Here is a 12,802-nt window from a genome sequence, read left to right on the forward strand (position 1 = left end):
TTCCCCTTTCTACTCTTCGATATCATCGTAGGAATCGTCGATTTCGGATTCATAATCCTCTTCTTCGTCCTCGTCCACATCAACAAGTTCCTCTCCGTCAAACTCCTGCTTGGTATAGCCATGTTTGCTGAAGGATTCCTCTCCTCTGTGGCCGCGGGAATCTCCCTCGATAACTGCACGAAGATCGGTTTCGCCGTAATCTACATTCTCCATGATCTGAACTTCTGTCTGATCATCTTTGAGCACACGTACATCCAATGCCAGGGACTGGAGCTCTTTAAGAAGAACCTTAAAGGATTCCGGAATACCAGGCTCAGGGATGTTATCACCCTTGATGATTGCTTCATAAGTCTTCACACGACCGACTACATCATCGGATTTAACTGTCAGGATTTCCTGGAGTGTATAGGATGCACCGTATGCCTCCAGAGCCCAAACCTCCATCTCTCCGAAACGCTGTCCACCGAACTGAGCTTTACCACCCAGTGGCTGCTGTGTAACCAGAGAGTAAGGACCTGTGGAACGGGCATGGATCTTATCATCAACCAGATGATGCAGTTTCAGGTAATGCATGTGTCCGATTGTGGTCGGACCGTCGAAGAACTCTCCGGTACGTCCGTCACGAAGCTGTACTTTACCATCTCTGGAAATCGGAACACCTTTCCACAATGCTCTGTGGGCTTTGTTCTCATCCAGATACTGCATTACATCAGGTGCCAGAATGTCTTTGTATTTCTCACGGAACTCTTCAAAATCTTCTGTATTTACATAGTCATTTGCAAGTTCCAGTGTATCCTGGATATCATTCTCGTTTGCACCATCGAATACCGGTGTGGAAATATTAAAGCCAAGTGCTTTGGCAGCAAGACTTAAATGAATTTCCAGGACCTGTCCAATGTTCATACGGGAAGGTACACCCAGCGGGTTCAGCACGATATCCAGTGGACGTCCGTTCGGAAGGAATGGCATATCCTCAACCGGAAGTACACGGGAAACGACACCCTTGTTACCATGACGACCAGCCATCTTATCACCAACGGAGATTTTTCTCTTCTGTGCGATGTAGATACGTACAGACTGATTAACTCCTGGAGACAGCTCATCACCATTTTCTCTTGTGAATACCTTGGCGTCTACAACGATACCATACTCACCGTGTGGTACCTTAAGGGAAGTATCACGAACCTCGCGTGCTTTCTCACCAAAGATTGCACGAAGAAGTCTCTCCTCTGCTGTAAGCTCAGTCTCTCCCTTAGGAGTAACCTTACCAACAAGGATATCACCAGCACGAACCTCTGCACCGATACGAATGATTCCGCGCTCATCAAGATCCTTGAGTGCATCATCACCTACGCCTGGAACATCACGGGTGATCTCTTCCGGTCCAAGCTTTGTATCACGGGATTCTGCTTCATATTCTTCAATGTGAACAGATGTATAAACATCGTTCTGTACAAGTTTCTCACTTAACAGTACGGCATCCTCGTAGTTATAACCTTCCCAGGTCATAAATCCGATCAGAGGGTTCTTGCCAAGAGCAAGCTCTCCCTGAGAAGTAGACGGACCATCGGCAATAACATCACCTGCTTCAACGTGCTCGCCCTGATTAACGATCGGACGCTGGTTGTAGCAGTTGCTCTGGTTACTGCGCATAAATTTGGTAAGATGATAATCATCTTTTGTTCCATCATCATTCTTGATGCTGATATCGGTAGATGTGGAGCGAAGTACAGTACCAGACTTTCTTGCAACCACACAAACACCGGAGTCAACAGCTGTCTTTGCTTCCATTCCTGTACCAACAACTGGTGCTTCTGTGGTAAGAAGCGGAACAGCCTGACGCTGCATGTTTGATCCCATCAGCGCACGGTTCGCATCGTCGTTCTGAAGGAATGGAATCAGGGCTGTAGCTACAGAGAATACCATCTTAGGAGATACGTCCATGTAATCAAACATCTGACGCTCATACTCCTGAGTCTCTTCACGATAACGACCGGAAACGTTCTTACGAACGAAATGTCCTTCTGCGTCAAGTGCCTCATTCGCCTGTGCTACATGGTAGTTATCCTCTTCATCTGCGGTCATGTAAACAACTTCGTCAGTTACACGCGGATTCATAGGATCAGTTTTATCAATCTTACGGTAAGGTGCCTCAACAAATCCGTACTGATTCAGCTTTGCATAAGATGCAAGGGAGTTGATCAGACCGATGTTCGGACCCTCAGGAGTCTCGATCGGGCACATTCTTCCGTAATGGGAATAGTGAACGTCTCGAACCTCGAATCCGGCTCTGTCTCGTGACAAACCGCCAGGTCCAAGTGCGGAAAGACGTCTCTTATGGGTCAGCTCACCAAGAGGGTTGTTCTGATCCATAAACTGTGACAGCTGGGAGGATCCAAAGAACTCTTTTACAGCAGCTGTTACAGGTTTGATATTGATCAGGGACTGCGGGGAAATGCTCTCCACATCCTGTGTTGTCATTCTCTCACGAACCACACGCTCAAGTCTGGAAAGACCGATACGGTACTGATTCTGAAGCAGTTCACCAACCGCACGGATACGACGGTTTCCTAAGTGGTCGATGTCGTCGTCATTTCCAATGCCATATTCCAGATGCATATTGTAATTAATAGAAGCAAAAATATCTTCTCTTGTAATATGCTTCGGAATCAGGTCATGGATATCTCTGCGGATAGCGGCAATTCTGTCCTCAAGTGTGTCATTTTCTTCCAGAATTTTTTCGAGTACAGGGTAATATACTAACTCTGTAACCCCAAGCTCTTCCAGGTTCTCAATTTCTGGCAGATAGTGATGCATGTCTACCATTAAGTTAGAAAGAACTTTAATTCTGCGGTCTTCTTCACCCTGGATCCATACAAATGGAACTGCAGCGTTCTGAATGGCATCAGCCAGTTCTCTGGTTACGATAGTACCAGCCTCTGCAAGAATTTCTCCTGTAGAGCCCTCAACCACATCGTCAGCCAGCTTATGACCAACAATTCGTTTATTGAAATGAAGTTTCTTATTAAATTTATAACGTCCGACCTTGGCAAGATCATATCTTCTCGGATCAAAGAACATCGCATTGATCAGGCTCTCTGCGCTCTCAACTGCAAGCGGCTCGCCTGGACGGATTTTCTTATACAGTTCAAGAAGACCTTCTTCATAATTCGTAGAAGTATCCTTTGTGAAACTTGCAAGGATCTTCGGCTCTTCGCCAAACAGATCAATGATCTCTGCATTGGAACCAACACCAAGTGCACGGATCAGTACAGTGATCGGAACCTTACGGGTTCTGTCCACACGCACATAGAATACATCGTTGGAGTCAGTCTCATATTCCAGCCATGCTCCTCTGTTAGGAATTACTGTACAGGAAAACAGTCTCTTACCGATTTTATCGTGTGCAATGGCATAATAGATTCCAGGGGAACGTACTAACTGGCTGACAATAACACGCTCAGCACCGTTAATGACGAAAGTTCCTGTCGCGGTCATAATCGGCAGGTCTCCCATGAAAATCTCGTGTTCGTTGATCTCATCTGTTTCCTTGTTAATCAGTCTCACTCGAACCTTCAAAGGTGCGGCATAAGTTACGTCACGTTCTTTACACTGCTCGATGGTGTATTTAGCCTCTTTTTCATCAAATGTGAAGCCGATGAATTCAAGACTGAGCTTTCCGCCGTAGTCTGCGATTGGAGAAATATCGTCGAATACTTCATTCAATCCTTCGTCGAGAAACCACTGGTAAGAATCCTTCTGGACCTCGATCAAGTTCGGCATTTCCAGGACTTCTTTTTGTCTCTGGTAGCTCATTCGCATGCTTTTTCCAGTTTTTACAGAACGAATTCTGTTTTTTTCCATTGACGTTTCACCCCTGTTTTATTTTATTTATTACAACATCAGCCCGCTCTGCTGCATAAGCATAGTAGGCATATCTTGCCATAATATAGCATTCTTCACTATAGCACAACAAAAAAAGCCTGTCAAGCACTTTTCTGTTGTTTTTTCATTTGTTTTTTTATTTGTAATTGCTGAATAGTTATAATTTATTTTACTTTTCTCTTACTATAAGAAAGGTTTCCATATTTATCCGATAATACAAAGAGAAGCTTCGTTCCTTTTTTCTGTTTTTTGATAGAAATATTATATTTCTTTCGGGAATTGATGCTTCCTCTGCCGATTTTTTTATTCTTGTTTCTGCTCACTGCATAAATTGTAAGCTTCTTTCCACCCGCCGCTTTGCCTGTGATCTTCACTGACTTTCTGGTAATCTTAGACGCAGTGGGCATTTTCACGGAAATGATTCCAGTGCTGTTTTCCGCATAAATTGCATAAGTACTGCCATTATTCTCCAGACGGTTCTTTTTGTTTCCGGAAATCTTTGACCTGCTTACATATAAACCGCATTTTCTGCTGCCAGTAACCGCATTTCCATAAAGTTTTCCGGTCTGACTTGCGATCACTTGGATTCCTCTGCCATTCACATTCGTAATCCTGTTAGATTTTATAACAGCATTTCCAATATTTTCTACATATATTCCGTCCAGCATACAGCCTTTCACCTGATTCGCTGTGATCTGACAGCCCTCGCTGCCCCAGAGAACAATTCCGTTCTTTTTTCCGGAGGATATACGGTTCCGGCTTACTTCACACCCGTCAGAGCCATTTTCCATAAGAATTCCATCGCCGCCGATACCTGAAATCACATTATCCAGGACTTGATTCTCTGTGGATGGAGTCCCCAGCTTTCCTCCGTCATAAGCGTAGATTCCTACATTTTTACAACCTGATACCTGATTATCTTTTATCACATTTTTAGAAGAAGCAGACAGATAAATTCCCATGTTGGAAAAGGATGCAGTTTTTTGCAGCTTCAACTGATTATCTTCCACTGTACAGCCATCAGCAAGATAAAGGCGAATTCCATTTCCAGTCCCTGTGATCATATTTCCCTTTACCGCAACACCGTTTTCCTTATAAATACCTACCGGAATTCCCTTAGCCTGTGCTTTTGAACTGTCACTTACCCAGGCTCCCTGGACTTCAATTCCATATCCTCTCCATATGTTTCCATTGATCTGGCTCACTGAAGAAATAGAAATCTGATTATTTTTCACGGAAATGCCCGCATTCTGGTGGTTTCCTTCCATTCCTGCAACAGTTCCCGGTATAAGATGGGTATTCGGGAAATACATGCAGCTCACAAGCACTCCGCCGCCTGCATTCTCTATTATATTGTCCTCCACAGCAGAATCCACGTAATTCAGGCACCAGACAGCTCTCTTTTTCACATTTCGAAAGGTATTCCCCTGAATCACAATATTCCGGTATGGCCTGTCGTAGATCATGCTGTGGCTGCCCACTCCTGCAAACACATCCTCAAAAACGTTATCCGTAATCCTGATATTCTCACAGACAGCTCCGTCAAAGGGCTGATATCCTGGAAAAATATAATCCAAACATGCATCCAGCTGAATGCATTCCTGTCCGCCGCCTTCATATTCCTGCCAATATCCCCGGAATGTACAGCCAGTCACAGTTACATCTTCCGTACCTGCCAGCTCAAGAAAATGAGATTTCAAATTGTTTAGAAATGTTACGTTCTTCACAGTTACGTGTCTGGCATGTCCAATCCTGAAGCCTACAAAACCGCCTGTGCCTTCCTTATCTTCGACAACCGGATAATTCAGATCCCAGGTTCCGCCTTCAATGGTGATATTGTGATATCCATCATAACCTCCGGCAGAAAGTATGTCATCTCCCAGTCTGAGGACCACATGCTTATCTGTACAGGTTTTCGTCAGCACAGCCCCTTCTGCATAAAGAGTAAGATTGCTGTACATATGGATAGTTCCGGAAATCAGATAGCTTCCCTGCGGGATAATTACCGTACAAGGAGTTTCATCTGTAGCTCTCTGCCCCATAAAGTGAAGCACTGTATTCAAAGTTTCGGTAATATCACTTCCATCAGCCACATCTAAAGTCACCACTGCAGCGCCTTCTGGAATAGTCGCCAGAATCTGCTGTTCATTATCAGAAGGTACAGGTGTAAGCAGAGCTTCTTCTGGCTCCTCTTCAAAATCATTATCAGACTCATCTGCTGAAAAAAATCCCACCTCAGCTGTTCCGCCATAGAAGCCAGTCTCATCCTCTTCCATTTCTGGCTCAAGATCGCAATCTGAAAAGCTGTCTTCAAAATTCTCCGTCACATTTTCTGCTGATTCAGCATATATAACAGAACTGCCTCCCAGATATAAAGATACTCCCAGTAATGTTACAGTCAAAAACATTTTTATATTCATTCAGAATCTCCTTGCACAAAAAGAATCCTGATTGCAGGAAACTCCAACAGAATTTCCTGTTACACAAAAAAATCCCCGCAGTGGCCTGCACGACAGACTTCTGCGGGGAGCATGGTTCGCTTAAATACACCTAAATTATTTAAGAGTAACTTTAGCGCCTTCAGCCTCAAGTTTAGTTTTGATATCCTCAGCCTCTGCTTTGGAAGCGCCCTCTTTAACCATTTTCGGAGCACCATCAACAACTTCTTTAGCTTCTTTAAGACCTAAGCCTGTGATCTCACGAACAACTTTGATAACTTTAACTTTGTTAGGACCTACTTCTGTAAGCTCTACGTCAAACTCATCTTTCTCCTCAGCTGCTTCACCAGCACCTGCTGCTGCTACAACAACGCCTGCTGCTGCGGATACACCGAACTCTTCCTCGCAAGCTTTTACTAAATCATTTAACTCTAATACAGATAACTCTTTGATTGCTTCGATAAACTCAGCTGTTGTTAACTTTGCCATTATAATTTTCCTCCATTTTTAAATTTTTTGTGGAATCAATGATTCGATTCAGCGACAGAAACTTAAATTATTCTGCTGCTGGTGCCTCAGTCTCTCCACCCTTCTGCTCTGCGATCTGATTAAGCACACGAGCAAAGTTGGTAATAGGAGACTGGATACTTCCAAGCAGTTTGCCAAGAAGTTCTTCTCTGGACGGGATCTGGGACAATGCCTGGATTCCTGCCTGATCGTTGTAGTTACCCTCAACAATACCAGCAACTAACTCAAGTGCCGGATACTGTTTTGCAAATTTAGCAAGGATTCTTGCAGGAGCAGTAGCGTCTGTTGCAGAAATTGCAATAGCGTTTGTTCCATGTAAGTGCTTGTCAAGATCTGCACATGGAGTACCTTCAAATGCACGACGCATTAAAGTGTTTTTGTAAACCTTGTACTGTACGCCGGACTCTCTTAACTCTTTACGTAAAATAGTATCCTGCTCAACTGTAAGACCACTGTAGTCAACAAGAACAACAGCCTGTGCGTCTTTAATATTGTTAGCGATTTCTTCTACGATTGGTTGTTTCAGTTCTACTTTTGCCATGAAATGGTACACCTCCTTATAGAATTTGATATACCGCCAAAAAAAGCCTTACTGTAAGACAGCAAGGCTTAACGTAATTCTTACGAAAGAATACTTAGTCCTCGGTAGGCGTTTTAATCCTTATGCCTTACGGCACCTACTGTCTTCGGCAGCGTTCTGTAATAAAATACCACGTTCGATTTTATTTGTCAATAGTAATTTTAATTTTTTTACATCTGTTTTCTTACTACTCTGTACTCGTCCCCCATGCGGAAATAAGGGCAATCGTGATAGGTTCCTGTAATAAAACGATACATCTCATCTTCGTCAAGGTTCATATCACAAGTATAGCACTCGTAATCATCGTCGTAAGAATAGTTTACACAATATTCGCAGTTCGCCCCCTGCTTCTTTTTCATATTACATACCCTGCCTTCCTTGCGAGTATTTAAAAACATTCCCACAATCTGCACGTTTTAGAACGTGTTTGAAAAATCATTCCCACAATCTGCACGCCCCACTTTGCGGGAGATTTTGCCTGAATTCGGTTACCGTAGCCCGCTACGGCGCCCTCATCCAGTCAAAATCTCCCACAAATTGTGACGCACATCTTGCAGAAAGCCTTTTTCAGACACGCTCTAGAGAATTTCCATGGTCCAGGAAATCTGGCACTCCCTGCCAGCTTCCAGTGAAATAAGATTCTTCTGTTCCTCCAGATTTTCTGTAATTCCCTGTCTGGATGGAAGGGAACACCACGGCTCAATGCAAACATAAGGAGCATCCATGCAGGGCATATGCCAGAAACCGACATAAGGCATATCCACATAAGATACCTTCACTGCCTTTTTGCCCTTCGTACTGTGAAGCAGAACCTCTCCAGAGGTTTTCTCCAGCACAATAGCATCTTCATCAAAAAGATTATGACGAAGAGGAATCCGTCTGCCCTCCAAAAGTTCATAGGACTCCTTCCCCTCCACAAAACACTCCTGTGAAAAAAGAATGCGCTGCGGCTCACATGCCCTGGAAAATTCCAATTCATAATCCTCAAAGGAAAGTCCCTCTTCCATCGGAATATTAAATCCCGGGTGACCGCCGATTCCAAAATACATCGTTTTCTCATCCTTATTTTTTACCGAATAGAAAACTTTTAAAGTATTTTTCTCAAGCAGATATCGGATCTCAAAACGAAAATGAAATGGATACTGTTCCAAAGTTTCCCTGGTATCTTCCATTACAAACACCAGTTCATTCTCCCCTGCTTTCTCACAGGAGAAAACAGAATCCTTGGCAAAACCGTGAATGTCCATATGATAAGTCTTCCCCTGAAATATGTAGGATTTCTCCCATAATCTGGCAATATAGGGAAAAAGATTGGCACCATGCTCATTCCAGTATCTGTCATCTCCCTGCCAGATATACTCAAATCCGTCCTTATCTGTCACGGACCACAAAATAGCCCCTTCTGTGTCGGCCTTCACTTTAAGATATTCATTGCTGATCTCGTATTTCATCCCATTCCTCAACTTCCTGGCATCATATCGGGCCATGATAAAATCTCTTTGGCAATGACCTCTTCATAGTTGCCCTCAATATCCTGACTGCGTCCTGCTTCATAAATATTTGTCTCTGCTCCCCAGACACGGTCCTCATACTCCCACACATGGAATTTCAATCCTCGAAACAGAAAATCAAGACTTCCGCAGCCATCAATCTCTGTATATTCGTATTTGATATTCTTCTTTTTTAATGCATCCTGTACAATCTGTAACCGCATTTTTGTCACCTTCCTTTAGTCTCAAAGCGATACTTTTATGATCATTCTTTTTTCTGCTGACCATTATCTACATAAATTCTGTTCTTACCGGATTTCTTTGAAGCATACATTGCGTTATCCGCCGCCAGATACAGGCTTTCATAGTCGTTTCCAGCTGCAGGATAAGCCGCCGCTCCTATACTCACGGTAAAATGTGGTGTAGTCTCTGACTTTGCCAGAATATCAAGAATTTCCGCACCTTTTGCTTCAACAGCCGAAGCAAGCTCTGTATTTGTCATAAACACAATAAATTCATCACCGCCAAGACGACCGATAATATCCTCCCTGCGGAAATGTTCCTTCAAAAGTTTTACCAAAGTAATCAATGCAAGGTCACCTATTGCATGCCCCATTGTATCATTTACCGTCTTAAAATCATCAATATCGAGCATAAGCAGGTAACCTTTACACTCTTTATCCTGCATAAGCGTATTGATTTTCTGCTCTGCAGCCTTGCGGTTCAGAGCACCTGTAAGACCATCAACAGAGGCTTTTTCACGAAGATCCTGTTCTCTGGTCATCTCATCCTGAACGTCAGAAATCTTGCCCAGAAATGCCTGTGGTGTACCAAGACGGCCTCGTATCAGACGGCCCATCCATCGCACCCAACGATAATTATCGTTCTTATCCTTAAAACGGATTACAAAATCATCAATCTCATCAGAATTATTACCAATTGTGGAAAGAAGTGCCTTTACCTTCGCCACATCATCTGGATGAACCATTGTGAAATCTGTGTCATTGTCAAAAGGCCTGATCGGACCGATTTCCTTCAGTCCAAATAAAGTGGTTATATTTGGCGTAAATACCAATGTTTTTTCCAGGCAGTCATATTCAAAAAGAACCGTGTCCGAAAACTCCGACAAAATGTCGTACCTTGCCTGACCTTTCATCACTTTCTTCTGCTGCTTCATATAGAATCGTACTGTAAAAAGCAGCATAATCAACGCGCATCCAAGAAGCGTAAAAATAATCATGCGGTTTCCATTGATGAGCACTGCTTTATAATTCTTCATTTTGGCGGAACGATATTCTGAAAACAGAATACAGTCTCTGCCTTCCAACTTGGATGCCACCAGATAGATATCCGTTTTCTCAAGCTCCGTGAAAATATGGGGTGCTCCATAGGTCAGCTTTTTAAGGGACTTTTCCACCTGGGAAATACTGTTATCTTTCACATGCTGCGAATGAAGCACTGTCGCCACCGTATATTCAATGTCAAAAATCCGCATATCTCCTGCCAGGATTTTCCCATCTGAATTGCACGCATAGTGAAGCACATTCCCCTCGTCCTCGTTCAGAGCCTCCCAGGCTTCCTCCACCTTATCTGCTCCAGCTGAACCAGCCAGGAAATTCTCCATTTCTGTCAGTGCTTCCGAATGGGTGGATAAAAGTGATTCCTCCATAAGCTCTGTAAAAATCTTCTCTGTTCTTTGACGATATCTGCTCATAAGAAAAATCGTCAGAAACACCATCACAGCAAGACAGACCAGTCCGATGATCATTCCCTGCCGTTTCATTTTGTATTCAGGATTGTCTTTCACGCTTTTTTCCATATTAACGTCATCCATTCCAAGCCGTGACGGCTTTTATTCGTTATTTTTCAGTATAAAGCCTATATATTCTGCTGTCAAGCTTGTGATTTTTGGTCACTTTTTACAAGTCTTGTATTGGAAGGATACTTTTGTTTTATTCATAGGGTTCCATCTGCCGCTGAAATAATGTAAAGTGAATAAAACAAAAAGAAGCATATTGTGACCTATCATGCATCCCCAGGCAGACACAAGTCCCAGTCCAAGAAGATGGATGCAGATAAAAGTCCCCAGAATTCTTACACCCCACATTCCCGCTACATTGAAAATAAAGGGAGTTACTGTTTTCCCCACACCTTGCATCATGCCCTCGATCACAATAGGTACACCATAAAACGGTTCGGAAACAGCAACCATACGAAGTACCGTACTTCCCAGACGGATAACCTGCGCATCTGATGAAAACAGCCTAATCAATATCGGCGCAAAAATAAACAGCAGACTTCCGGAAATAACCATCAGTCCCACTTCCAACGGCACAATTGCCTTGGCAAGGCTGTTGAGTTTTTTATTGTCATTGGCCCCAAGAGCATTTCCTGCAAGAGTAGCCGCTGCTGTCTGCATTCCATATCCTGGAATATAAAAAGCAGATTCTACTGTATTGGCAATAGTATGGGCTGCCGTTGCAGTCTCGCCCAAAGAATTGATCATGGATGCAAATGCCACATATCCAAGGGACGTGGCAAATCGCTGAAACATATTTGGAACAGCCACCTTCAGACAAGGGCGCAGAACTGCAGAATCCGGCAGGAAGCTCTGACCCTTTGGAGATATATCAGTATGCTTCCATAATTTAACCGTAATTGCAATACCTCCAATGGTATAAGCTATAGCACTCGCAGCTGCTGCACCTTGAACGCCCCATCCCGCGCCTGGGATCACCAGTTCTTTTCCACCAATCAGCACAGTTCTGGTGGAATATATAAGAAAAAAGTTCAGTACAATGTTAATAACATTAAAGGCAACTCCTACCTGCATAGGGGTTTTGGTATCGCCCACTGCTCTCAGGACAGTTCCAAAAATAATGTTCGCAGTTCGAAAAAGCATCGGTGCATAGAGGATCAGGAAATAGCTGGATGCCAGTTTCTGAATAGAAGGATCTACCTGCATCCAAACAGGGACTTTACGGCTCAGTCCCATTGTCAGAATTGTAAAAAATATTCCTACGATCACAACTGTCAGCACAGCCTGTCCTGAAGCTTTTTTTGCCTGTTCTTTTTTTCCTGCTCCGATTGACTGGGATATGTATGCCAAAAATCCTATGCTGATCGCAGAAATCGTACTTCCAATCAGCCAGTTTACTGTACTGGTAGCTCCAACAGCGGCCGTTGCACTTGTTCCCAGGACGCCTACCATACCAGTGTCCATATATTGTACTGCAGTCTGCATCAGTTGTTCCAGCATAGTTGGCCACGCAAGAGAAAAAATAACTGGCAGCATTTCTTTTGTTCCCTGATCTGCCAGTCTGGATCTGTTTCTAGTTGATTTCATCTTATTTCTTCCTATTCTGTTACCTGTTATTTTATGATACCAGTGTCAAAAGGTCAAAAAGCCGTTCGTGCTTGCACGATAAGGTGTTTGAACTTGGGACATGCCAAATATGAGAAAGTAGCGATTTACGCAGTAAATCAGCAGATTTCGAATATTTGGAGGATTGCGGGAGCAGCGTAGCTGGATCGCAATCCGAGGTATCAAATGAGTGGCAAAAGACCTTTTGACACTCATATCATTTTATGAATTGATTTAAAAAATATTTTAACAGAATATAAAGAAAAAAAATAGGGTAAAAGTAAAGAAAAGGCAACAAAAAAACGATAACCAACCGGCTACCGTTTTCGTTCTGTACCTTCAAAACTACATACATGTTACATCCTAATGGAATCATTTTTCAACCTTGCGATTGTTGGTCAAGCCCTCACCCTATTAGTAACAGTCAGCTCCATGTGTTGCCACACTTCCACCCCTGCCCTATCTACCTCGTCGTCTTCAAGGGGGTTTACTTCTTTCGAATGGGACATCTCATCTT

At 43.3% G+C, this 12,802-nt stretch carries 11 protein-coding genes, 1 rRNA gene and 1 other annotated feature; of the genes, 1 reads left to right on the top strand and 11 read right to left on the bottom strand.

What is annotated here, in order from left to right:
- Nucleotides 1-9 precede the first annotated feature (9 nt).
- The 6 genes from AB5642_RS15430 to AB5642_RS15455 form a co-directional block, all read right to left on the bottom strand.
- On the bottom strand, nucleotides 10-3,864 hold the full coding sequence (locus tag AB5642_RS15430; protein ID WP_118583310.1) for a DNA-directed RNA polymerase subunit beta: 3,855 nt from the start codon (nucleotides 3,862-3,864) through the stop codon (nucleotides 10-12).
- A gap of 185 nt (nucleotides 3,865-4,049) precedes the next feature.
- Nucleotides 4,050-6,305 (bottom strand): right-handed parallel beta-helix repeat-containing protein, encoded by a 2,256-nt coding sequence (locus AB5642_RS15435; protein ID WP_195392175.1) that lies wholly within the window; start codon nucleotides 6,303-6,305, stop codon nucleotides 4,050-4,052.
- 135 nt (nucleotides 6,306-6,440) lie between these two features.
- Nucleotides 6,441-6,812, bottom strand: a complete 372-nt coding sequence (rplL, locus tag AB5642_RS15440; protein WP_118583314.1) for a 50S ribosomal protein L7/L12 — start codon at nucleotides 6,810-6,812, stop codon at nucleotides 6,441-6,443.
- A 67-nt stretch (nucleotides 6,813-6,879) separates the two neighbouring features.
- Complete coding sequence (gene rplJ, locus AB5642_RS15445; protein WP_195392174.1) at nucleotides 6,880-7,392, bottom strand: 50S ribosomal protein L10; 513 nt, start codon at nucleotides 7,390-7,392, stop codon at nucleotides 6,880-6,882.
- A 30-nt stretch (nucleotides 7,393-7,422) separates the two neighbouring features.
- Nucleotides 7,423-7,559: a sequence feature (ribosomal protein L10 leader region), on the bottom strand.
- A 42-nt stretch (nucleotides 7,560-7,601) separates the two neighbouring features.
- Nucleotides 7,602-7,790: a DUF6472 family protein gene (locus AB5642_RS15450; RefSeq protein ID WP_118583318.1), complete on the bottom strand. Its 189-nt coding sequence runs from the start codon at nucleotides 7,788-7,790 to the stop codon at nucleotides 7,602-7,604.
- Between the two features lie 29 nt (nucleotides 7,791-7,819).
- Nucleotides 7,820-7,951 (bottom strand): DUF6783 domain-containing protein, encoded by a 132-nt coding sequence (locus AB5642_RS15455; RefSeq protein WP_306467784.1) that lies wholly within the window; start codon nucleotides 7,949-7,951, stop codon nucleotides 7,820-7,822.
- On the opposite strand from AB5642_RS15455, the gene AB5642_RS15460 reads away from it, so the two are divergent.
- On the top strand, nucleotides 7,910-8,068 hold the full coding sequence (locus AB5642_RS15460) for a DUF6783 domain-containing protein (RefSeq protein WP_306467783.1): 159 nt from the start codon (nucleotides 7,910-7,912) through the stop codon (nucleotides 8,066-8,068). The two genes, AB5642_RS15455 and AB5642_RS15460, sit on opposite strands and share 42 nt — an antisense overlap.
- On the opposite strand, the gene AB5642_RS15465 is transcribed toward AB5642_RS15460, so the two are convergent.
- The 5 genes from AB5642_RS15465 to AB5642_RS15485 form a co-directional block, all read right to left on the bottom strand.
- Nucleotides 8,010-8,882 carry an aldose 1-epimerase family protein gene (locus AB5642_RS15465; protein ID WP_237925899.1) on the bottom strand — a complete coding sequence of 291 codons (873 nt, stop codon included), beginning with the start codon at nucleotides 8,880-8,882 and terminating at the stop codon, nucleotides 8,010-8,012. The two genes, AB5642_RS15460 and AB5642_RS15465, sit on opposite strands and share 59 nt — an antisense overlap.
- Before the next feature lie 8 nt (nucleotides 8,883-8,890).
- Nucleotides 8,891-9,145, bottom strand: coding sequence for a kinase (locus AB5642_RS15470; RefSeq protein ID WP_195392172.1), 255 nt, complete (start codon nucleotides 9,143-9,145; stop codon nucleotides 8,891-8,893).
- 41 nt (nucleotides 9,146-9,186) lie between these two features.
- Nucleotides 9,187-10,740, bottom strand: coding sequence for a sensor domain-containing diguanylate cyclase (locus AB5642_RS15475; protein ID WP_195392171.1), 1,554 nt, complete (start codon nucleotides 10,738-10,740; stop codon nucleotides 9,187-9,189).
- Between the two features lie 93 nt (nucleotides 10,741-10,833).
- Complete coding sequence (locus AB5642_RS15480) at nucleotides 10,834-12,267, bottom strand: MATE family efflux transporter (RefSeq protein WP_226855250.1); 1,434 nt, start codon at nucleotides 12,265-12,267, stop codon at nucleotides 10,834-10,836.
- A 412-nt stretch (nucleotides 12,268-12,679) separates the two neighbouring features.
- Nucleotides 12,680-12,802, bottom strand: a 23S ribosomal RNA gene (locus AB5642_RS15485); the annotation flags it as partial.

Origin of the sequence: Ruminococcus sp. 1001136sp1_2201st1_G3_2201SCRN_220225, from assembly GCF_040924365.1 — a bacterium.
Lineage (GTDB): Bacteria > Bacillota > Clostridia > Lachnospirales > Lachnospiraceae > Blautia_A > Blautia_A faecis.